Below are 23,234 nucleotides of genomic sequence, written 5' to 3'. Positions count from 1 at the left end.
TTCATGCGAAACAGGTTCATATTGGGTGTTTTTCGTGCCAATAGCGACTATGCGGTCCGTTAGCATCAAAAAAACAAGATAATTCCACGTATAAGGTCCGCTGGGTCCGCCTGTGTCGGGTTACTCACCGCTTTCGGACCCAGTTGTCAATATCCCCACCATCTCTCTCCTCCACCACATGCGGACTCAATCGCCACTAGTTCCACCTCATCCCCTTCCCAGCCACTTGTGAATCCAGATGACGCTATCGCCCAAGACAAAAAAATAGACCGTCCCATAAAGGAACGGTCTATCCTTCCACCCGCCTATTACAAAGGCAGTGTGTAGTACTGAGCGCGTTGGCTCTCGTTCTGCTGATACATTACGATTAGTAGCGTGCGCCCTTCCCTAATGGAAGCGGGCTCCGCTACAGCTACAGCCGAGCTTGCTGCTTGCGCAGTCTCTTCTAAACTACTATTCGCTGCTCCCTGTAATGACGAGTCTGCCGAAGCCAAAGCCTCCGGATTAGCCATATCAGCTTCACCATCCTCAAGGCCCTCATCGGCACGCATGCCGCTGATGGAATCCAGCACCGCTTCCAGCGAGAATGGCAATACTTCCAGCACAGTATACTTTTGCAGTTCTCTTTCGTTAAGTCCTGCTTCTGCTAACTGGGCAGAAATTTGACCCGGATTAGCCGCGATATCTTTTAAATAGCTCGACCAATCCGACTTATCCAGCACGAAATCCCACCAGATTTTGCGCGGCTTGTACTTGTGTCCAAGAAAATAATCCAGCTTCATCAAGCCAGTTATAACATCCATAGACGGCGTCCCGCGATCTATCAGGAAGGACTGCAAGCGGGTAAAGAGATCTTCCAGCTGATGGCCAATCTTTTGCCAGCCTCTCTCCTCCCAATAGTCACCGAACTCCTGAAAGAAATCGAATGGCGAATCAAATACATGTCGGATCAAGTACTTGGCCGTATGGTCCATCCGGTGGCTGTTCCAGTATTTCTCCAGCACATCCTCAAGCCGCTTCAAACGGATAATGTCTGAGAAAGGCATCATATGACTGCTAAGGATTTCATAAGGTGCGTGTTCCATATACGTGTACTCATATTTAGACGCCTGCGCCCGCAGCCCCGTTCCCCGCAGCATTTTGAGGAATCCTAGCTGTAGCTCTTCCGGCTCCATAACGAATACATCATTAAACGTTTTACGGAAGGTGCTGTAATCCTCCATAGGTAATCCGGCAATCAAATCCAGATGCTGATCGATATTGCCGCTTGCCTTAATCTTCATTACGGTACGGGACAGCTTTTTGAAATTCTGGCGGCGTTTAACAAGCTCATTCGTCTCATCGTTGGTAGATTGCACCCCAATTTCAAATCTAAAAATACCCGGAGGCGCATTCTTAGATAGGAAATCCAGAACTTCCGGCCGCATGATATCTGCGGTAATTTCGAACTGAAACACGCAGCCTTGATGATTATCGATCAGGAATTGAAACATTTCCATCGCATAGTTGCGGTTGATATTAAAGGTACGATCCAGAAATTTAATGATTTTGGCGCCATTCTGTATTAAATAGAGCAGATCAGATTTCACTCGTTCAATATCATAATAACGTACGCCTACCTCAATACTAGATAAACAGAACTGGCAGTTAAATGGGCACCCGCGGCTTGTCTCAAAATAAACAATACGTTTACTCAAATCTGGAATATCCTCAGGAAAACGATGCGGCGTAGGCAGCGTATTCAGATCGCTTTTGGGACGTGGTGGATTGACAATGATCTCTTCTCCCTTGCGATAAGCGGCTCCATACACAAAGTGAAACTTACGATCATCCCTTAGCTCCTGCAGCAAATGGTGGAACGTCTCTTCCCCATCTCCATTAACTATAAAATCAATGCCAGCTTCTCTTTTCATCCAATGAAGCGGCTCATACGAAACTTCCGGTCCTCCGAGAACAATCGTAACTTCAGGCATCACTTGCTTAAGAATACCAATCAGCTTCAGCGTCTCTTCGATGTTCCAGATATAACAGGAGAAACCAATCACATCTGGCCGTTTCTGAAACAAGTCGGACACAATATTCATCACGGGATCTTTGATGGTGTACTCTGCCAAATGAATATCCTTAAATTCATGCTCACTGTACGCTTTTAGCAAGCGGATTGCGAGTGAGGTATGAATATATTTGGCGTTTAACGTGGTCAGGACGATTTTCATGCTACACGACCTTTTCTACATTTCATTTTGAAAAAACTCTAAGAATGCCTTACCGTACTTCCGGTATTTCACTTCCCCAACACCCTTTACCCTCAGCATTTCCGTTTCGGTCTGCGGGCAAACCACACTCATCTCACGCAGCGTAGCATCATTAAAAATAATGTACGACGGCACATGCTCGCGTCCTGCCAATTCACGCCGGATAAGACGCAGCTGCTCAAAGACAGTCTCATTGACGGCTGATGGCGACAGGTCATGCCCCCGACTACGAACTCTCGTACCAGATGTTGTACCTGTCCGCGAAGGCCGTGCCACACGCTGCATCACCTCACGCTGTCCGCGCAGGACCTCGGCAGCCAGAGGCTGAAGCCGTACTACAGGGTACTGGCCTTCCGACAAGGCAAGATACCCTTCTGAGATGAGCACATTGATACTCTCTGAGATTTCCTTCTCCGTCCGGCTCGACATCGCCCCATGTGTGGGCAGCTTATCGAAGCCGTACTGCATCACCTTTTGATTGCGCGAGCCTTTCAGCACAGATGCCACCAACGCTACACCATAACGCTCCCGCATGCGGTGGATGCAGGAGAAGATCTTTTGCGCATCGACGGTCATATCCACTAGCTCTCGTTCATCCGTACATGAGCTGCAGATACCACATGGCTTGTCCCCATGCTCTTCCCCGAAATAATCCAGCTGGGCACTGCGCAAGCAGCGAGTAGTATAGCAATAATCAATCATTTGCTGAAGCTTGCGATATTCGTTAGCTTTACGGTCAGTATCCTGTGGATTCTGCTCGATCAGGAACTTTTGCGTCATAATGTCCTGCGCACTAAACAGCAATATACATTCACTCGGCTCCCCGTCTCGTCCAGCACGACCTGCTTCCTGAACATAAGCTTCCATATTTTTGGGCATATTGTAGTGAATTACGTACCGGACATTGGATTTATCAATCCCCATCCCAAAGGCATTCGTAGCCACCATGACCCGGATATCGTCATAGAGGAACCCTTCCTGGCTATCTGCCCGCTCCTGGTCGTTCATACCCGCATGATAGCGACCTGCCGCTATGCCCGAAGCTTGCAGCCTCTGATACAGATCATCTACTTCTTTGCGGGTTGCCGCATATACAATCCCCGGCTGGTGAGAATGCGTAGCCGCATAATCCATAACGAACTCCCGCTTGTTCTCTCCCCGCAGCACGGACATTGCCAGATTATCTCTTCCTAGCCCCGTCATGAAAATACCCGGCTCGCGCAAGCGCAGCAGCCGGACCATATCCTCCATAACCTCCGGCGTCGCCGTGGCGGTAAATGCTGCCAGGATCGGACGTTTAGGCAGCTCATCTACAAATGGAGATACCGACAGATAACTTGTCCGAAAATCATGTCCCCACTGGGATACACAGTGCGCTTCATCAACAGCCACGCAGGAAATAGACAGCTCAGCCATTTCCAGACGGAACCAGTCCAGCTCAAGTCTTTCGGGCGCAACATAGAGCAGCTTCAAATCGCCCCGCCGGGCAGCCCGAATCCGCTCATTCACTTCTTTTCCGCTTAACGTGCTATTAATAAAGGCTGCCGGAATACCCGCAGTAGTTAACGCATCCACCTGGTCTTTCATCAGCGAGATCAGTGGTGATATCACCAGTGTCAGCCCTGGCAGGAGCAGTGCAGGAACCTGATAACAGATCGATTTCCCGCCACCCGTAGGGAGGATTCCCAGTGTGTCGCGTCCTTCCAGCAAGTTCTGAACAATCTTTTTCTGGCCATCCCGAAAGTCTGGATAACCGTAATATTTTTGCAGCTCAGCCTGCGCCTGTTCAATAGTAGGTGCTTGCATCTTCATATCTCTCATAACTCCTTAGGCGTTTCTATCTTTAGTTTAGCGGTCAATGGTGTAATGAGCAACACTTCTTAACTATCATCACCCTGTTCTTCTTTTGAAATATTTACATAAAAGGTCTTCTTTTAAGCCAAGCTTTAATAAGCGTGATTTCATAGAAAGGTGGAGCGACCGTGCAAAATTGGAAACAAAAATATACCTCCTTTAAACAAAAGCCTGCACGTAAAGAGTCCTCTGCCCAGGACAATCGTCCGGTAAAGCCATTGGATTCCAGCCTGAAGAGCAATATAAGCTTCATTCGACAAGTCTTTGGAGAAGACAGCGACCTTATTGTCCGTAACTTCAAGGTATACGGTAGATATGATGCGGCTATTATCTTTTTTTCTTCTGTGGTGGACCAGAATCAAATTCAGAACTATGTTTTAAAGCCATTAATGAATGTTTCCTCCGACCACTCAGAAATTCCAAAAGATCTAAAGGATTTACCTGATTACATCTGGAGTATGACGGTACAAGTCACACAAGGTAACCGCACTAAGGACCTAAATACTCTAGTCTCCGTCTTGTTGGATGGAAATGTAGTTCTAATCATAGATGGAATGGATCAGGCACTTTACTTCAATCTGCGTAAGATTGAGCATCGTAGCATTGAGCAACCTCAAACTGAACAAGTTATACGCGGTTCGCGTGATGGGTTTATAGAGAATTTAGAATCCAACATCTCTTTGCTTCGCTATCGACTACAAACGCCGGATTTTCGTGTAGTAACTGCCCCTCTTGGCGTACGGACGCGCTCAAAAGTAGCTGTTTGTTATATCGAAGGAATAGCCGATCCAGGGCTAGTTCAAAAGGTGATGAAGAGATTATCAGCAATAAATGTAGACGGCATCCTTGATGCGGGGTATATCGAGCAATTTATAGAGGATCATCCCCTTTCCCCGTTTCCACAGGTTCAGCCAACCGAACGTCCGGATAAATCTATAGCCTCTTTATTAGAAGGACGAGTCATCATCCTTGTAGATGGCTCACCTTTCTGCCTCATCGTCCCGGCACTTTTCAACCAATTCTTTCAGACGATGGATGACTATACGGAACGTTTTATCGTAGGAAGCCTCCTAAGAATGATCCGCCTGATCGCATTATTATTTTCCCTTTTCTTCCCTGCCTTATATGTATCCATTATCTCTTTCAATCCTGAGCTACTGCCGACAGAGTTCGCCGTAGCAATAACAGGTGCAAGAGCTGGCGTACCCTTTCCAGCCGTATTGGAAGTTCTGATTATGGAAGTCTTCATGGAGGTGCTGCGCGAAGCAACCATTCGCCTACCGCAAATGATTGGCGGGGCTCTTTCTATTGTAGGTGTGCTTGTCATTGGTCAGGCAGCCGTAGCAGCAGGTCTGGCGAGTCCAACTACCGTAGTTGTTGTCGCTATAACGACCATAGGGTCTTTTGCCACACCCGCTTACAATGCCGCAATCTCTTCAAGAATGCTTAGATTTCCATTGATCATATTGGCAGGCTGCTTTGGCCTGTACGGAGTAATGCTGGGCACTATTGTTATTATCAACCACTTATTATTCCTGGAATCTTTTGGCGTTCCCTACATGACCCCCTTTGTCCCTACGATATGGAAGGACCTTAAGGATAGTATCGTTCGGGTACCTTTATGGTGGATGCGAAGCCGCCCAAGCTTTCTTAATACACCTGATCCTGATCTTCTTGCGAAGGATATTCCGAAAATGCATACCGATCTGATTTTTAAGGAGAAAAGTGAAGCTGATGAATAGTAACCGCCCCATAACAACGATCCAAGTCATGGCTGTAATCGTTAGTACGATTATAGGAATAGGAATCTTAAGTATTCCTCGTTATATGGCTGAAGCCGGAGACAGTGGTGCACCGCTCGTGACTGCTTCTGGTGTACCTGTTGCTTTTTTGGGTTGCTGGTTTACAGCAGCTGTCTGCCGAAAATTCCCGAACGAAACGTTGTTCGTATTCAGCCGCCGCCTTCTCGGAACTGGGCTCGCGGATATTTTCTCCATTTTTATTTCTTTGTTTTTTGCTTTCTCTGCCGGGATCACCATGCGCCAATTCGGAGAAGTATGTGTTGCAGTTGTCTTTAAAAAGACACCCATCGAAGCAGTAATTCTCTTAATGCTCCTACTGGTTGCCTTATCAATCCGAAGAAATATTGTGAAATTCACTTATGTTCATGTTTTCTATTTACCTTTTATTCTATTATCTGTTATAGCAATTGCCTTGGTAGCTATGAAAAATGTTGACGTTCTAAACTTGCTACCCCTCACCGGAAATCACACCACCTTTTCAAGCTTTTCCAAAGGAACGATTACGTCTGCTGGCCTTTATCAGGGCACCTTTGTCATCATCCTGCTGGTTCCTTTAATGAAAAAACCTCAACAGATCCTTAAAGCAGGCACTGTTGCGCTTTGTATCATTGGATTCATTTATGTAATGATCGTTTGGGTCACTTTAGGCATGTTTGGAGCTCAAGAAACCAAATTACTTTCCTATCCAACCTTAGAAGCAGCTCGCTCCATATCCATCGGCGCAGGACTTTTAGAACGGTTTGATGCTCTTTTTATAATAATTTGGGTGGTTTCTATATTCACTTCCATCTTTACGAACTACTACTTAGCTGCATACTCTCTGCAACAAGTGCTGCGGCACAAGGATCACCGCCTAATATCCAGCTTCTTACTTCCACTTATCATCACTTTTTCACTTTTGCCGAGAAATATATTTCAGGTCTATTCATTTGCTAGCATTACAGCGATAATCGGTTTGATTTTTTTGACCTTCTATCCTCTTTTATTATGGTTAGTCTCTCTAATCCGAAATAAAGGAGCCATTTCTCATGAATAAAAAAATTTACAAGCGTGTAGTTCTTATATTTATTCTCTCACTCATGTCTGGCTTACTCTCAGGGTGCTGGGACCAGCTTGAAATAGAAGACCGTGCATTGGTACTAGGGTTATCCATTGATTCCGTCCCTCCAGACAGCAAAATAAATGATGATCAAACCACTCATCTTAAAAGCGCAAATATTAACCTTCCCAAAATCCGTGTGACCGCCCAAATTGCGGTTCCGGGAAGAGTTCCACTCGGACCAGGCAGCGGGGGTGAAGGCGGAGGCGTGAATCAAAATCCAGTATGGGTCGTAGAAGTGTACGGGTACACCTTAGATGACGCCATGAACAATTTACAGCAGCAAATTTCTGATCCACGTTATCTAATTCATTTACGAGTGATTATTATTAGTGAGGACATCGCAAAAAAAAGCATGAATGACTTAAATGATTATTTGCGGCGAAATCCAGAAGTTCGTCGCCGGACCTGGCTGCTAGTATCCGAAGGGGAGGCTGCTAAATTTATGAATATTAATCCTCCGCTCCAGCGAGTGCCGACCCTTTACATCCTCTCCACCATGGAAAAAGCAGTAACATCAGGAAAATTCCCCGCTGATTATATAGGTGTATTCTGGTCAGCAGAATCCAAATGGGGCGAAAGTGGTTATCTGCCTTACGTCTCATTACATCAGGAAGACAATATCATGATTAAAGGCCTAGCTTACTTTAGTGGTGGAGTGATGGTCGGATCGACGATTCCGATTGAGATTGGCGCATATATGTCCATGAAGGGCATTAATCCCGGGGGATACTCCGATCTTTTTTATGCTGATGAATTCGGTCCGGTGATGCTCAAGGTCAACGACCGGTTCACGAGGGTGAAGGTTCATTTCAAAGAGGGCAAACCTCACATCACTTATAACCTCACTTTAGAGGCGGCTCTAGATGAGCATTTACGTAGTGATATCCCTATCGATTCCAGCCGTTCTTTAGAAAAGATTGAAGATATTTTTCAAAAGAGAGTGATCGGTATTTTCAACCACCTTATCGAAGAAACTCAACAAGCGCATTCCGATGTCTTTGGCATGGGTGAATATATTCGTGCATATGCTCCCTCCTACTGGAAAGCCAATATTCGTGACAAACATGACTGGGAGCAGCAGTATTCCAATCTCAGTGTTGAAGTTAAGTTGAAAACTCACATCGACAGAGTAGGTCTTAAACAAAATTAAATGACGTTTATGGGAGGCTCTACTATGCTCTATTACCAGCTAACCTACGTAATTGTTGCGCTGCTGATCTCCAGTGTTCTGTTGCTTACTGTGGATACTAAAATATATGCAGTCAATGCCATGCACCGGGAAAAGAAATATGCCCGCATATTAGGCTGGGTATATCTCGGTTTATTCCTGCTTCTTGGATTAGCCCAGCTGTTCTATCTATGAGCATTTACAAACCAAACCAGCAAGCCTGCCCTCTCCATAGTATTTCTTCACAGCCCATGGTATATTGAGGAGTACAATATTAAAGGACGGAGAATGCACCCATGAACTCAAGAAGAAATCCTAAAGAAACAGCCAAAAGAGGTACTCGTTCTCACAGCAAGCCTACTGGCAAGCTTAACCATAAAACTAAAACAACCGCAGCACCCAAGTCTTTTACTGTAAACGAACCTTCTGAACTGTTGCCCTTCTTACTCACCCACGTCACGGGTCGAGGACGAAATGCGATTAAATCCATCCTATCGCGTGGACAAGTGTCGGTGAATGATAAGGTAGTTACACAGCATAATTTCCAACTGCATCCGGGTCAAAACGTTACTATTGATCAAGAGAAGCCTGTACAAACAGCAGAGATGATCGGACTTAAAATCGTTCATGAGGATGATGACCTGATTATTGTTCAAAAGGATGCTGGACTGCTATCTATCGCCACTGCGGAAGAAAATGAATTGACGGCTTACCGCCAGCTTATGGAGCATGTCCGTGTTAGCAATCCAAAAAATCGGATTTTTGTCGTACACCGTTTGGACAGAGATACTTCAGGCGTAATGATGTTTGCCAAAAGCGAACGGATTCAGCAGGCATTACAAACTACGTGGAAAGATACTGTGAAGGAACGTTCTTACGTAGCGCTCGTCGAAGGCGCGGTTAAAAGACCTGAAGGCAAGATAAGCTCTTGGCTCAAAGAAACCTCAACCCTTAAAATGTATTCCAGTCCTCATGAAGGCGATGGACTACATGCAATTACACATTATAAACTTATTCAGGCTAACCGCCATTTTTCCTTGCTAGAGGTTAAGCTCGAAACCGGACGAAAAAATCAGATTCGGGTGCATATGGCAGATATCGGCCACCCTATCGCAGGTGACAAGAAATATGGGGCAGAGACCAAAACGGTAGGAAGACTTGGCCTACATGCTCGAGTGCTCTCTTTTATTCATCCAACCACTGGAGAACTAATGACCTTTGAGAGCCCGATTCCGAAGACGTTCCTGAAATATACTGCGCCTGCGCCTACAAACTAAGAATTGAACGTATACCCACGACTGACGAGCCTTCCCGCTTATAGGAAGCCGTAACTTCTACACAAGATGCCCGGTCCATTTGGTCCTGGGCGTCTTTTTTTAACTTCCTATCACATCATGTTACAATATAAATAAACAAAGAAGGTGCCCTTATTGTTCCATCCTACTGTTTTCGATAATATTAAGATCGCCTTTGAGAACCAGGTTTATGACTACGATAATTTAGACGGAATACTGGTGGTTACGGATCGCTCCGACCTTCTGAATATGGCGCTGATGTCCAGAGAGTTCAGTCTCTCCTTCCAATTAACTGCAGGCAGGAAAGTAACCGCCGAAATCCTGCTCACTTCGACCACGAAAGATCTCAGCGATGAAATCATGGAGGTTCCTAATACGGATCCCGGCTGTAATCTTTCACTTCGTTTTTATATGGAAGTCGAAGATATTCCTAGCGAATGTCAGGCGATAGACAGTATTCTAAAAGCGATCTGGGGACCTGATTTCCAGCCTGTGCAATCTTTAAGCTTCATATATGGCCAGGAAAGTGAAACTTACAATAACTGCATCGAGCTGCAATTCAAAAGACAACTTACAGAAGAACAAATGGAGGACATTCCAAACCTGCTAAGCCACCTGCTGCAAAGTGCAGAAGAACTGGAATCCTTCACGGTATAATTCCTACTTTTTAACGTTCGAACTATGGGAAAAGAGGTGTGCATGAAATGAAATTCCTGCCTGCTGCCAAAAGTAAACGTTGGTTTCTCTGGATGACCGTTTATGCCATTCTGCTATGGCTTCTTTTCCCTCTGCACCGATTTGTGATGCTGGCCCAAGAAATGGATACTACACTCTTACTGCGCTTTGCTCTTTTTTCCGTAGTAGTGGCAGGCATCGTCAACACTTTAGGCTGGCTCGGAGCACGTCTGCTCTGGGTATTTAGTACGGCGGGAATAATCATAGGCGCGGCATTTATGCTGGGCTACACCTACAAAGAGATGTCCGGTTGGGAGGATCTCGCAGGCTTCCTCGCATTTTCCTTATTTTCATGTGCCGGATTTGCACTGGGTTTATTAGCGGAAGGTATTCGTCTGCTGTATACGCGAGCATCGAAGTCTTGAATGGAAGAGGTGAAACGCTGTTGTCCAATTCTTTTCTAACCAAAAATGCATTGTCCCAATCTTTAAAAGAACTAATGGAGCATACACCGCTCAATAAAATTACTGTTAAACAACTAGTGGACCATTGCGGACTAAACAGACAAACCTTCTATTATCATTTTCAGGATATATTTGATTTGCTAGGTTGGATCTATAAGACTGAGGCTGTCGAAAGCCTCGCCCAGTATCGCAGCTACAGCACTTGGACGGACGGTTTTTATAGAATCTTCTGCTATATTGAGCGGAATAAATCCTTTTGCTGTAACACGCTAAATTCACTAGGCAGAAATCACCTGGATGCATATCTGTACGAGGTGACAAACGATCTCATCATGGGGGTTATAAACGAGCTGTCCTCCGGGATGGAGGTTTGCGAAGAAGACAAGCATTTTATAGCCAATTTCTATACGCTAGCCTTCACAGGCCTAATCATTCAGTGGATGAGAGAAGGCATGAAGGAACAACCGCACCATATGATTGAGAAGCTAAGTGATCTAATTGAAGGAAATTTTCTGAAAGCTTTACACAAATATGAGAACCATCCGTTGTAACCTTTGGTTGCAGCGGTTTTTTTTGTCTAAAAACTAGACAGATCACCCATAATGACAAAAATCCAGACACTCTAAAGAGTTTGATTATACCTTCAAAATAGGAGTTGGTTTACATTAAGAGTGTGATTATTTAAACAACTACTTGGAGGCGACCATTGTGAAAAAAGAGTACGGTAATAGACAGGTTTATTTTGTCGGTGGCGGAATTGCATCCCTAGCGGGCGCTGCTTACCTGGTCAGAGACTGTGATTTTCCGGGACAAAACATTCACATTATTGAAGAGATGAAGATTCTTGGTGGTAGCAATGACGGCGCAGGTGACGCTGAACATGGTTACGTTGTCCGCGGCGGCCGTATGCTCAACGATGAAGCTTATGAAAATCTCTGGGAACTATTAACAACGATTCCTTCTGTCGACCGTCCGGGGTTGTCTGTGCGGGATGAAATTATTGCTTTTGATACCGCTAATCCAACACACTCAAACGCCAGACTAGTAAATAAAGACGGCAAAGTAGAAGATGTATTGTCCATGGGTTTTGATATGGCTGATCGTCTCGCTATGGGCAAGCTGATTATTACACCAGAAGATAAAATGGGGAAAGCGCGTATCAACGACTGGTTCGCCCCTCACTTTTTCACAACTAACTTCTGGTATATGTGGGCTACTACTTTTGCATTTCAACCTTGGCACAGCGCTGTAGAGTTTAAAAGATATATGCTCCGTTTCTTCCATGAATTCCCAAGAATTCAAACACTGGAAGGTGTAACCCGCACTCCATATAACCAATATGATTCCATCATTCTGCCTTTGCACAAATATCTTGAACCATTTGGTGTCGATTTCACACTGAAATGTACAGTGACTGATCTGCAGTTCAAAAAAGGTGACGGAATTACCGTAACCCAAATGAATGTAGTGCGCGAAGGTGTCAAAGATGTGATTGATGTAAAAGAAGATGATCTTGTGATTATCACAAACGGTTCTATGACCGAAGGCTCCAGCCTTGGTTCTATGACTTCTGCTCCACTCCTTAACGGCAAGGGAAGCTCGTGGAAATTATGGGAAAACATCGCTTCCAAGAAACCAAGTCTTGGCAATCCTTCTTCGTTCGATGATCATGTAGACGGTTCGAAATGGGAGTCCTTTACTGTAACTTTCCATGACTCCAAATTCTTCGATCTGATGGAAAATTTCACACGTAACCGTGCCGGCACAGGCGCTTTGGTCACATTCAAGGATTCGAGCTGGTTTATGTCCGTTGTACTGGCCTACCAACCGCATTTCCGCAATCAACCTGAGCATGTTAAAGTGTTCTGGGGTTACGGACTGTATCCAGACAAAGTTGGGGATTTCGTGAAAAAGAGAATGTGTGATTGTACCGGCGAAGAAATCATGCAAGAATTGATCGGTCATCTTCACTTTGAAGAACATAAGGACGAGATCATGGCTACCGCCAACTGTATTCCTTGCATGATGCCTTATATCACTTCACAGTTCATGCCTAGACTCAATAGTGACAGACCAAAAGTTGTCCCTGAGGGTTCCACGAACCTGGCCTTTATTGGACAATTCTGTGAAATTCCAGATGACGTTGTATTCACTGAAGAATACTCCGTGAGAGCAGCGAGAATTGCGGTATATACTCTACTTGGTATCGAACGGCCTATCGAGCCAATCAACCAATATCAATACGATGTACGTACACTATTCTCAAGCTTTGTTACATCTTTCAGATAAAACAACAATCAGCGGCGAGCGCTTCCGGATATCGGGAGCGCTTGTTTTTGAGTGTGGGAAGCAAAAAAAGAACAGTTTTATCGAAACAAAAAAGAGCTGAGGGCTCCCTCAGCTCTTTTGTTTTACTCGAATCTAAACTTTAAATATTGCAAGATCCATCTGCGCAGCCATCATCGGTGGATACTTCAGAATTCCCCTTACCAACCACTTGTAATGTTGGCCCTGCTTGTTCCTCCGCCCACACAGTATCCAGTACCTCTGTAAATACAGGACCTGGTTGTGCACCAGATAAAGCATATTTATTGTTGAATACAAAGAAAGGTACACCGGTAATATTAAGACGGCTTCCTTCTTCAATATCGCCATTAACCTCATTCGCAAAAGCATCCGTTTCCAGCATTGCCGCAGCTTCCGCTTGATCCAGACCTACTTCAGCAGCGAGTGAAGCCAGTACACTGCGATCTCCAAGATTTAATGAATCCGTAAAGTAGGCGCGCAGCAGACGTTCGGACATTTCTGCGCCTTTTCCCTTTGTGCTTGCAAAATGACTCAGTCGGTGACTGTCAAAAGTGTTGGTATGCTTCACTGTATCAAAATTAAATTCCAAACCCACATCTTTAGCTTGCTCCGCTAGTTGTGCGTTCATTGCTTTTGCTTTTTCAACGGTCATCCCGTATTTGGTAGCCAACAGCTCATGAATACTCTTGTCTGTACTTACCTCTGCATGTGGATCCAATTGAAAGCTACGGAATACTACCTCCACTTGATCACGGTTCGGGAATTGGCTTAGCGCATTCTCCAAACGTCTTTTGCCAATATAACAAAAAGGACATGCATAATCGGACCAGATATCTATTCTCACGAAAAAACCTCCTAATATTATTGATAATTTGTAGCTGCTATATAAGAGTAATAACTAAATACACGTCACTTACTATTATATAGTTAAAAACTCAAAATTACAAACTTAACTTTTATTAAAATAACATTTATAGACGTGAATGTTAAAGCAAAAAGTAAACGAAAGTGGTATATACGCTCCCCTTCAGGGCAGATAGAATAAAGTTAACACCAGAAATTCCGAAGGGAGATCCCCATATGCATGATGTATCTATAGTGATACCTACCCGTAACCGTATAAACGACCTTACAGTGTGCATAGAGTCTATTAGCAAGCAGACACAGCTAGAGAATGTCTCCATCGAGCTCTGGATTGTGGATGACGGTGAGATTCCTGAAGAAAGATTAACCTATTATCGTAACATACTGAACAAATTGCCACAGGCTGAGTTTCGATATCATCGTAAGACTAATCCGGGACTCTGGCTTTCCCGTTATGAGTCACTTGGACTAGTAAATGCTGAAATTGTGCTTCATTTAGACGATGATGCAGAATTAGATGATTCCTTATATATTCGACGATTACTTGATACTTATGCAGCGGACGATTCAATTGTCGGTGTAGGCGGTGTGGCAAAAGGCATGCGCAGCAGCAAACCGGGCCGGCTGTTTGGCATGCTGACCGGACAAATGTCCGGATCCCCGGGCAGATTATCCCCAAGCATGTTTGCAGGCTCCCTATTCCTGTGGGGAGAGAAGGAGCAGGTTTTTGAGACAGATTTTTTTCACGGCTGTAATATGTCATTCCGGCGCTCAGCATTACAAGATATGAAACCCTATCCCTGGATGACAAGTTACTCCATTGCCGAAGATATTTACTTGTCCCATTTGGCTAGCCGTTATGGCAAGCTTGTCATTAACCCGGCTATGAAAATCATTCATCATGAGTCGCCGGGTTCTCGGGATAAGGCGGGCGTTGTTGCAAGAGCTACTGCCATCAATCATTATTATCTGCTCAACTTACGTAAAGCACCCCCTATGAATTATGCCGCATTGATCTGGACGTTAACCTGTCTGACAGGCAAAGAAACTCTCAAACGAAATTTCAAAGCCGTTAGCGGTTATGCCAAGGGAATCCTTTTCGTAATGAATCCTCGTAAAAACAAATACCGTGAATACATGCTAGATTAGCTTAATAGTTACCTCTATATCCACAGCGTTGCTCCGAATAAGATTGCGGGGCTTTTTTTTCGTGCAGACGGAGTTGTACCTAAATATGCCATGAAATTAATTTCCATCAACTTCTGATCTAGGGTATGATAGTAATAATGTGTTTTAGAAACTAACTTTATGGATGGTGGAATATGTTCAAGAACAAAAAAACGACGTTGATCCTCGTTGTTATCCTCATCGTCGTCATAGCTGTCGGCGCTTGGCTAATTACTAAAAATAAGGATGACAAAGCGACGGAAACACCGGGTGGCGCAACAGCTTCAGGAAAAGGCGAAGCCAAGTCACTCTCACAGACCTTTTATATCTATGACACGGTCGTGAATATCAAAGTGTTCGGAGAAAATGTAGCCCAAAAAAATATGGATGATATCCAGCAAATGCTGGAGCGAATGGATATGGAGCTTAGCCGTACAAAAGAAGGCGGCGAGGTTTACGCAGTCAATCAAGCAGCAGGAAAAGAAGCGGTTGTCGTTTCGGACGAGACCTTAGATGTTGTAAAACAATCGGTGCAATATGCAAAAGAAATGGACGGGCTATTCGATCCCACGATTGGTCCGCTGATCGACCTCTGGAACATCGGTAGTGGCGGGGATAAAGTCCCTGATCCAGTAGCTATCGATGCAGCCAAGAGCCTAACCAATTACAGGGACGTTGAAATTGACGAAGCTGCTAAGACCGTGAAGCTATTGAAGGAAAATATGGTACTGGATCTTGGAGGTATCGGCAAAGGGTATGCTGCTGACCGTATCGCTGATTATTTAAAAGAGCAAGGCCTTAACAGTGCAATGATCAACCTCGGTGGCAGCAGTATTATTGCGTTAGGTACGAAACCAAACGGAACGGATTGGAATATTGGTCTGCAAGACCCTGACCAAAGCCGCGGCACACAGCTAGGAACGATTAAAATCGCGGATGAGGTCATCGATGCTTCTGGTGTTTATGAACGTTATTTTATGCAAGACAATGTTCGTTACCACCATATTCTTGATCCACGCACAGGTTATCCTTCTCAGAACGGTCTCAAAAGCTTGACCATTATGAGCCCTAATGCAACAGATGCGGACGCTTTGTCCACTGGGGTGTTCTTGATGGGGATCGAAGAAGGTATGAAATATCTGGAGTCGTTACCTGAAGATGTAGAAGCTTTCTTTATTACCGATGACAACAAAATCTACGCCACACCAGGCATTAAAGAAAGAATGAATCTGACTGACCCTACGTACAGCTTCGCTGATTAAATGAAATAGAGCTTGCCCCCATAAAGCCATTATTGGCTTTGGGAGGCAAGCTCTTTTGTTGTGGATAAAGGTTCTTTGGCGTGGCTGAGGGAATACTATCGCCCAGCAGCCTGATAATTAGGGAATTCCTCCCTAAAATCATTAGATTTTTTCAAGGTAAACCTTCGATTAGGGAAAACCTCCCTGAAAATCACTCGAATATGGCTATAACCGTGCTTATTTAGGTTTTATTAGGGAGGAAATCCCCAATAACCTCAATTTCGCGCTCTAACCGGTTAATTTCAGGGAGTTTTTCCCTAATTAATTCCTGATCAAGATTTTTGCAGCACCAAAGGCAACTCGCTAAATTCCTTATAATTCGTGAAAATATAACTAGGCTTATCATCCGTAGCCGGCTGTCTGCCTCTCGGATTATACCAGCAGACCTTCCAGCCAGCCGCAAGCGCTCCTACTACATCATTAGCCCAGGTATCACCTATATAAAGTGAATGGTCTGGTGAAGTACCAGACTTCTGATTTACATGCAAAAAGAGTTGCGGATCTGGTTTGGCCAGACCTACAGCGTCAGAAATAAAAATCATCTCCTCGGGGATCATCTGATCCAGACCTAATCCGCGAATCTTTTTCATTTGATGATCCTTGGGTCCATTCGTAATGATGCCTACTTTATGACCAGCAGTAATGAACCTTTCCAATTGCTCCCGGACTCCATCTATCATTTGAATGGTGTACTGACGGCCAATGTAAGCCGCTTGTACCGCCGTGGCTTGATCACGATCGAGCTGTAAACCATACTCTGCAAAAGCAAGCTCCAATCGGCGTACCCTAGTCTCCTCCAACGGAATTTCTCCACGTAAATACATAGGCCATAATACATCACTATGATGTCTTACTTTATAAAATAATTCCGCAAAGTCCAGACTGCTCTCATCCGGTTTAAGTACTTGACGCACCGCTTCTTTAAAAGGAATCAAATGATCATATAAGGTATCATCAAGGTCAAAAAAGATTGCCAGCTTATTACTTGTATCCACTTTAACGCCCCTTACTCGTCTTTCTCTCTAGCTTTAGAAAAAAAGGTTATAGGTATAAAAATCATCATCCCGAATGTAGCCATGCGCTTCATATAAACGCTGTGCCCCCACATTCGCCGTCATTGTTGTCAGGGACAAGCCCTTCGTATTCGTTGCGAGCGCATGAGCTCTGGCACTTTCCAGCAGCTTGGAGCCGAGCCCATGACCTCGCAGTTCCGTAGTTACATATAGATCATTCAATATCCAGAGACGCTCCATAGAGACCGATGAAAAAGAGGGATAGAGCTGGGTGAAGCCCCACGCTCGTTTCTCCTCGCCTTCTCCCTCCACCGCAATAAAGATTACCGAATCGTTCAGCTTCAATCGATCTGATAAAAAAGCACGTGCACCATCCAGATCAGAGACTGCCCCATAAAATACCCGATACTCATCAAACAATGGGATAAGCCGTTCCAAATCATCATAGATCACACGTTCAATACGATAGTTGTTCATCCTCAACGCTCACTTTCCGGCTTGGGCCGTTTTAACGTTATTGTATATTTCAGCCGTACCGTGCACCATGGAGCGAACGCCAGATCATTTGGACAATTATTCTTATTCTTTGGAATCGTAGAACACATGCCGGGCACTGACTTTACCCACTTCGATATCCAAAATTCCGAAGGAATACAGTTTCTCACGTCGTTTATCCGTTGGCGATCCTGGATTAAAGAGCAGAATCCCATTCTCTTCCCGCAATAAAGGCTGATGCGAATGACCGAATAAAATACAATCCACCTTATCGTTCGCAAAAGCAAGCAACGCATTCCCGTCCGTTCCTTTGCGGGAGTGTGGCGTATGACCATGGACCATTCCGATCCGGACTCCCTCAAGCGTTAGCAGCTTACGCTCCCCGAAACGCTCGATGATCTCTATTCCATCGTTATTCCCAGCAATCCCTTCCACTGGAGCCAATTCAGCCAACAAATCGTAGATTCCCATACTCACCCAATCTCCAAGATGTAGAATCAAGTCTACATTCCGGAATTCAGCAACAAGTGCTTTGGGCAGAGACTTAGCCATTCTTGTCATATGTGTATCTGATACCACGCCTACTTTCATATAACTCAGCTCCTAATCTATCATACTCATCTCATATTCAAATAATTGTACGATTTGCTTAAACGAGAAGCAAGTTCTGTGACTTCTCCCACATAGAAAAGCCGGGTACACCCCACTAACACAGGGCATATCCGGCTGCCATTAAGTAATTCCAAAGAAATCATTTATGCTTACTACCTTCTACAGTATTTAGCATCCCAACTCAGTTCTCTCTATCCTGCCAATTCCATAATCTTACTTCTTCAACATGAATATTACTGACCCATTTTTCTTCCTTTAACTTGAGCAACTCTTTAACCGGACCGGTTACGACAGCTCCATACAGCCTAACTCCGTTCTTCTCCAGATAACTAATGGAGTCATCCAGATCAATAAACGGAATTACCTTGTTGGCGATCGATTTATGCTCCTGCATTAAGTGCAGTGTCTTAAGGAAGTTCGCATTACGAAGTTCACCATCCCCATATGAGTCAACAGATGGAGAAACACTCGTGCGGCTAGTCACCCCTCCAAACCAACCCCACTTTTTCTTTGACTCTTGTGTCACCTTCATATCATCGGCATGCCAGATGGGCGTACTTGGAAATCCTAAGGGATCATTTATTACTGGCTCTTGTGTCCTTGGACCTGTATCTGCTGCGAACCATAAAAGCTCAAGATTTTTATGCTGAAACTTCTTCAATAGCTCATCTGTCGTAAAAAATTGTTCAAAAGACAAATAGGCTTCTCCTACCGTACCTTCAGGGAGCTTTTCTAGTTTTTCCCACTCACTGCTGTCATCCATCCTATTTTCTGCAGACTGGTTCTCAGTGGGATAGATAAAGTAATTACCTGTCCCACTGCGTTCATATGTCCATGAATAACTATATATTCTGGGCCAGCCCAATAGAAACTTCATCGAATAATCTCCAACATTAATCCGCGCATCACCAATTTGTTTTATTATTTCACCCTGCAGATTCATACTAAAAAACGGTCCGGAATCGCTACTCAAATGGACGATTGTATTCGGCTGTGAAACAGCAATTGCGGAAGAAACGACATCACGGTAAGTCTCTCCTCTTTCTCCAGTGCCATAAAATACCGCTGTGATGATACTGCTGACGATCAAAAAAATCAAAAATGCAGAAATCACCGTCAAAGTATTTGATATGCGTGCTTTCCACTTGCCCCGGCGGATGATCTTTTTTTCTTTGCCGGGTCTGTTTCTTTTACCCTTTCCGAATTTTATGCTCTTCTCCTCATCTGAAGCCGGCTTTTCTTCACTCATGAGTTCATCCAGATAAGCCTGGTAAGCTTCCATCTTCTCTAGCTCACGTTCAACCTCATCCCTATCCTTATCAGCAAGAGTGCCTTCACCATACCTTCTTAACTTCTCCTTAAACTCTTCACTCATGTTCATTTCTCCTCCGCTCTGCCTCACGCAGCTTCTGTCTGGCCCGAAAGATCAATATCTTATATTGGGACAAGCCCACATCCATAATGTCCGATGCTTCCCGATAACTCAGCCCATGAAAATCATGCAGCAGCAGTGCATTTCTCTGATTGTCCGGTAGCTCACCTACTGCTATCCTCATCTCTTCCCAACGTTCCTGATGAAGCAGTGTGCTTTCTGTGGTATCTGGATGAGCAAGCTTTTTGAAATAATCCTCACTCTGAACTGTACTGCGGCCTTCCTTTCGCTTGTAATCTACGAAGGCGTTATAAGCGACACGGAACAACCATGGCTTAATCTTCTCTTCTTTACAATCCTCCAAATGTAGATAAGCGCGATAAAAGGTTTCTTGCATCAAATCTTCAGCCGCATAATGATCACCACAAAGGGAGCGCAAATAGCGGTAAATATCCATCACATACATCTGATATATTTCATCCAATGACTTTCGCTTCATGCACTCCCCCCTTAACCTAACCACGTATCCCAGCCTGAAAAGTTACAGATAAATTTAGCAACTAGTATGAATATACCAGTAATTCCATGGAAAAAAGCGAAAAAAAGCCTGCTGGCAGGGAGTATTACTCCTGCCAACAGGCTTTTTAATTCACCAAGTTACTCTGCTTACAGAACAACTTCAACTTCTTTGAGCATTTCGCTAACGGATATTAAACCGCCACCGGACAAATACCAGTAGTTAGGATCCAAGTAAATGATTTTACCGTTTTTAAAGGCATTTGTGTTCTTCACTAGATCGTTTTCAACTGCTTTTTTAGCTGAGCCGGCTTCGCCGCCATCACTCTTCACAGCCGCATCTCTGTCCACTACAAACAGATAATCCGGATTCTTATCCGCTACATATTCGTAGGATACGCTTTGTCCGTGAGTGGATACTTCAATTTTATCATCAGCCTGTGCAAATCCGAACACATCATGGATAATCCCAAAACGGGAACCTGCACCGTAAGCACTGATTTTTCCTTCATTCGCAAGAATAACAAGTGCTTTTTTGCCATCAGCTGTTGCCTTCGTATTCAAAGCTTTGATGGAATCATTGATAGTCGCAAGCTCAGTTTCTACTTCTGCTTCTTTTCCAAAAATTTGACCCAGCATTTTCACATTATTCGTAAAAGATTCCATGTAGTTTGCATTATCTACAGCCACATACAGAGTAGGTGCAATTTTGCTGAATTCTTCATAAGAATCCTGTTGTCTGCCGGAAATGATGATCAGGTCCGGAGAAAGACTGTTTATTTTTTCGAAGTCAGGCTCTTTCAAACCCCCAACATTCTCATATTTAGCATCGTTATATTTAGAGAGATAAGCCGGTACATTACTTTGAGGCACTCCAGTCACCTCTACACCCAGTTTATCCAGCGTATCCAGTGTACCGAAGTCAAAAACAACCACTTTTTGCGGATTGCTTTTGATAGTTGTTTCGCCAAGCGCATGCTTGAAAGTAAGCTCTGTCGGTGCTGTAGTAGCTTCCGTTGTTGGTGCAGTAGTAGCCTCCGAATTGCCTGCCGCTGCTGTGTTGTTATTTGAAGTTGCTGCATTATTGGAGCCACAAGCCGCCAAGATTACCGCAAGAAATACTGTCATAATCAGTAAAGATAAGTTCTTCTTCAATGTATTCACCCCTAATTTTTATAGTGAAGCTATTTGAATTATTCGCGTATGCGTTAAGAAGCTGGCGCCTTTCACTTCTTACGTTACGTCATAATAATATCCACATAGTAATAGTTACCTTTTTAGAAATAGACACCGATTTTTCGGCCTCCTATAGTTTCAATAGGAATGTCCATGTCATATACCTCTTTAAGAACTGCAGAATCTATAATTTCATCCGCTGTACCCGAGGAAGCTACTCTTCCATTTTTAAGCGCAACAATGTAGTCAGAGTAACAAGATGCAAAGTTAATATCGTGGATAACGAGCACAATCGTCTTCCCCTTCTCGTCCACCAAACGGCGAAGCACCTTCATAATTTGGACGGAATGCTTCATATCAAGGTTGTTGAGCGGTTCATCGAGCAGAATGTACTCTGTATCCTGAGCCATAACCATGGCAATATATGCCCGCTGGCGTTGTCCTCCACTGAGCTGATCAATATATTTATCCTGCATCTCTTGGAGATCCATGTAAGCAATCGCTTCGTCAACGAACGCCCGATCCTCCGGACTCAGCTTCCCCTGTGAATACGGGAATCTCCCAAAAGAAACGAGCTCCTTCACAGTGAGGCGTACGCTAATATGATTGGATTGCTTTAACACCGATATTTTACGAGCAAGCTCATTACTTTTGCAGGTACCGATTTCCTTACCTTCGATCAGCACCTCTCCCGCGTCTTTGGAGATAAGTCTGCTGATCATGGAGAGCAGTGTACTTTTACCCGCACCATTTGGTCCGATAAACGAGGTGATTGCGCCTTTTTTGATGGACAAGGACACATCATCAACGACGGTTACTCCGCCATAACGTTTGGTTAAATTTTTAACTTCTACCACGACTTATTCTCCTTTAACAGCAGATAGACGAAGTAGACGCCGCCTGCAAAATTGATAATCACACTAACCGTAGTATTGAATCCAAAAACACGTTCGACCAGGAACTGCCCGCCGACAAGCGCAACAATGCTCAGCAGAATCGTTCCAGGAATCAGATAGGCATGCTTATAGGTACGGAACAGCTGGTGTCCCACATTAGCTACCAACAAACCTAAGAAAGTGATTGGCCCCACTAGAGCCGTCGAGATCGAAACGTAGATAGATACAATAACTAGCAGCCTTTTGACCACATAGTCATAATTGATGCCCAGATTAATGGCTTCATCTTTTCCAAGCGAAATAACATCCAAATACTTAACAAATCGCAAGAAATACAACGTAGTTAGCGTCAGAACAATGGTGGAAAGAATCAATAGGTCACTGCTGACATTGTTGAAGCTGGCGAACATTTTCCCCTGTAGAATCAGGAATTCGTTCGGATCAATAAGCACTTCCATAAAAGAAGACGCGCTCTGGAACATCGTCCCCATGATCAGCCCTACCAGCAGCAGGAAATAAATATTTTGTCCTTCCCTACGGAACATTAGCTTATACAATACGCCTGAAAACAGGACCATGAGACACGCAGAGAACAAGAAGTTGATGTTTTTATTCATAAAGGTCATATTCGATGAACCTAAGGCATATACACCGAACGTCTGGATTAACATGTACAGGGAATCGAGCCCGAGAATACTTGGTGTCAAAATACGATTGTTCGTGATGCTCTGAAAAACTACGGTAGAGACAGCTATCACAGCTCCGGTAATCAGAATGGCCGCCAGCTTTCTTCCCCGGCTGGGCAGAACGTAGTCCCAATTTCCCAAAGCATGATACGTCATAAACAAGACGATGAGGGCAACAGCACTTATAGATAATATAGTTAGTTTTGTCTTCATC

The 23,234-nt window shown here is 44.3% G+C and carries 22 protein-coding genes; 11 read left to right on the top strand and 11 right to left on the bottom strand.

Annotated features, from left to right (window positions below; translation table 11 throughout):
• Positions 1-308 precede the first annotated feature (308 nt).
• Together NSQ55_RS06420 and recQ are read right to left on the bottom strand one after the other, a co-directional pair.
• The gene (locus NSQ55_RS06420) at positions 309-2,216 is read right to left on the bottom strand and encodes a B12-binding domain-containing radical SAM protein (protein WP_076308057.1); all 1,908 of its coding nucleotides are present in this window, start codon (positions 2,214-2,216) and stop codon (positions 309-311) included.
• Positions 2,217-2,231: 15 nt separating this feature from the next.
• Positions 2,232-4,067 carry a DNA helicase RecQ gene (recQ, locus tag NSQ55_RS06415; RefSeq protein ID WP_339172072.1) on the bottom strand — a complete coding sequence of 612 codons (1,836 nt, stop codon included), beginning with the start codon at positions 4,065-4,067 and terminating at the stop codon, positions 2,232-2,234.
• Positions 4,068-4,237: 170 nt separating this feature from the next.
• Here recQ and NSQ55_RS06410 point away from each other — a divergent pair, with 170 nt between their 5' ends.
• From NSQ55_RS06410 to NSQ55_RS06370, 9 genes are all read left to right on the top strand, one after another.
• Positions 4,238-5,851 carry a spore germination protein gene (locus NSQ55_RS06410; RefSeq protein WP_139329939.1) on the top strand — a complete coding sequence of 538 codons (1,614 nt, stop codon included), beginning with the start codon at positions 4,238-4,240 and terminating at the stop codon, positions 5,849-5,851.
• A complete protein-coding gene (locus NSQ55_RS06405) occupies positions 5,844-6,947 on the top strand; it encodes an endospore germination permease (RefSeq protein ID WP_076185704.1) in 1,104 nt (367 codons plus the stop codon). Before NSQ55_RS06410 ends, NSQ55_RS06405 begins: the two co-directional genes overlap by 8 nt.
• Complete coding sequence (locus NSQ55_RS06400) at positions 6,940-8,163, top strand: Ger(x)C family spore germination protein (RefSeq protein ID WP_076193012.1); 1,224 nt, start codon at positions 6,940-6,942, stop codon at positions 8,161-8,163. Before NSQ55_RS06405 ends, NSQ55_RS06400 begins: the two co-directional genes overlap by 8 nt.
• 24 nt (positions 8,164-8,187) lie before the next feature.
• The gene (locus NSQ55_RS06395) at positions 8,188-8,376 is read left to right on the top strand and encodes a CLC_0170 family protein (protein WP_248547827.1); all 189 of its coding nucleotides are present in this window, start codon (positions 8,188-8,190) and stop codon (positions 8,374-8,376) included.
• A 101-nt stretch (positions 8,377-8,477) separates the two neighbouring features.
• Positions 8,478-9,458, top strand: coding sequence for an RluA family pseudouridine synthase (locus tag NSQ55_RS06390; protein WP_076219378.1), 981 nt, complete (start codon positions 8,478-8,480; stop codon positions 9,456-9,458).
• A 153-nt stretch (positions 9,459-9,611) separates the two neighbouring features.
• Entirely contained in the window at positions 9,612-10,133 is a 522-nt protein-coding gene (locus NSQ55_RS06385; RefSeq protein WP_076185708.1) for a hypothetical protein, read from the top strand.
• A 47-nt stretch (positions 10,134-10,180) separates the two neighbouring features.
• Complete coding sequence (locus tag NSQ55_RS06380) at positions 10,181-10,576, top strand: hypothetical protein (protein ID WP_076185711.1); 396 nt, start codon at positions 10,181-10,183, stop codon at positions 10,574-10,576.
• A 20-nt stretch (positions 10,577-10,596) separates the two neighbouring features.
• Positions 10,597-11,166, top strand: a complete 570-nt coding sequence (locus NSQ55_RS06375) for a TetR/AcrR family transcriptional regulator C-terminal domain-containing protein (RefSeq protein WP_339172062.1) — start codon at positions 10,597-10,599, stop codon at positions 11,164-11,166.
• 157 nt (positions 11,167-11,323) lie between these two features.
• Positions 11,324-12,904, top strand: a complete 1,581-nt coding sequence (locus NSQ55_RS06370) for an oleate hydratase (protein WP_339172059.1) — start codon at positions 11,324-11,326, stop codon at positions 12,902-12,904.
• Positions 12,905-13,043: 139 nt separating this feature from the next.
• On the opposite strand, the gene NSQ55_RS06365 is transcribed toward NSQ55_RS06370, so the two are convergent.
• Positions 13,044-13,766 (bottom strand): DsbA family oxidoreductase, encoded by a 723-nt coding sequence (locus NSQ55_RS06365; RefSeq protein ID WP_076142179.1) that lies wholly within the window; start codon positions 13,764-13,766, stop codon positions 13,044-13,046.
• Positions 13,767-14,002: 236 nt separating this feature from the next.
• On the opposite strand from NSQ55_RS06365, the gene NSQ55_RS06360 reads away from it, so the two are divergent.
• Both NSQ55_RS06360 and NSQ55_RS06355 read left to right on the top strand, forming a co-directional pair.
• Positions 14,003-14,935, top strand: a complete 933-nt coding sequence (locus NSQ55_RS06360; protein WP_036681860.1) for a glycosyltransferase family 2 protein — start codon at positions 14,003-14,005, stop codon at positions 14,933-14,935.
• Between the two features lie 173 nt (positions 14,936-15,108).
• A complete protein-coding gene (locus tag NSQ55_RS06355; protein WP_339172054.1) occupies positions 15,109-16,215 on the top strand; it encodes an FAD:protein FMN transferase in 1,107 nt (368 codons plus the stop codon).
• A 311-nt stretch (positions 16,216-16,526) separates the two neighbouring features.
• On the opposite strand, the gene NSQ55_RS06350 is transcribed toward NSQ55_RS06355, so the two are convergent.
• The 8 genes from NSQ55_RS06350 to NSQ55_RS06315 all read right to left on the bottom strand — a co-directional run bounded on the left by NSQ55_RS06350 (position 16,527) and on the right by NSQ55_RS06315 (position 23,233).
• A complete protein-coding gene (locus tag NSQ55_RS06350; protein ID WP_339172051.1) occupies positions 16,527-17,249 on the bottom strand; it encodes an HAD family hydrolase in 723 nt (240 codons plus the stop codon).
• Between the two features lie 33 nt (positions 17,250-17,282).
• Positions 17,283-17,744, bottom strand: coding sequence for a GNAT family N-acetyltransferase (locus NSQ55_RS06345; RefSeq protein WP_076185717.1), 462 nt, complete (start codon positions 17,742-17,744; stop codon positions 17,283-17,285).
• A 102-nt stretch (positions 17,745-17,846) separates the two neighbouring features.
• Positions 17,847-18,353 carry a metallophosphoesterase gene (locus NSQ55_RS06340; protein ID WP_339172048.1) on the bottom strand — a complete coding sequence of 169 codons (507 nt, stop codon included), beginning with the start codon at positions 18,351-18,353 and terminating at the stop codon, positions 17,847-17,849.
• A 202-nt stretch (positions 18,354-18,555) separates the two neighbouring features.
• Positions 18,556-19,749 (bottom strand): anti-sigma factor, encoded by a 1,194-nt coding sequence (locus NSQ55_RS06335; protein WP_076308061.1) that lies wholly within the window; start codon positions 19,747-19,749, stop codon positions 18,556-18,558.
• Positions 19,742-20,245: a sigma-70 family RNA polymerase sigma factor gene (locus NSQ55_RS06330; RefSeq protein WP_036681849.1), complete on the bottom strand. Its 504-nt coding sequence runs from the start codon at positions 20,243-20,245 to the stop codon at positions 19,742-19,744. The genes NSQ55_RS06335 and NSQ55_RS06330 overlap by 8 nt, the downstream gene beginning before the upstream one ends.
• A 167-nt stretch (positions 20,246-20,412) precedes the next feature.
• Positions 20,413-21,417 (bottom strand): siderophore ABC transporter substrate-binding protein, encoded by a 1,005-nt coding sequence (locus NSQ55_RS06325; RefSeq protein WP_282579687.1) that lies wholly within the window; start codon positions 21,415-21,417, stop codon positions 20,413-20,415.
• Positions 21,418-21,539: 122 nt separating this feature from the next.
• Positions 21,540-22,295, bottom strand: coding sequence for an ABC transporter ATP-binding protein (locus tag NSQ55_RS06320; protein WP_036681845.1), 756 nt, complete (start codon positions 22,293-22,295; stop codon positions 21,540-21,542).
• Positions 22,289-23,233: an iron chelate uptake ABC transporter family permease subunit gene (locus NSQ55_RS06315; RefSeq protein WP_036681842.1), complete on the bottom strand. Its 945-nt coding sequence runs from the start codon at positions 23,231-23,233 to the stop codon at positions 22,289-22,291. The genes NSQ55_RS06320 and NSQ55_RS06315 overlap by 7 nt, the downstream gene beginning before the upstream one ends.
• Position 23,234 lies beyond the last annotated feature (1 nt).

The sequence above is a fragment of the Paenibacillus sp. FSL H7-0943 genome (assembly GCF_037963265.1).
In the GTDB taxonomy this organism is placed as follows: domain Bacteria; phylum Bacillota; class Bacilli; order Paenibacillales; family Paenibacillaceae; genus Paenibacillus_AQ; species Paenibacillus_AQ odorifer.
The sequence above is the reverse complement of the archived record's forward strand: the minus strand, read 5'-3'. Positions and strand labels throughout refer to the sequence as shown.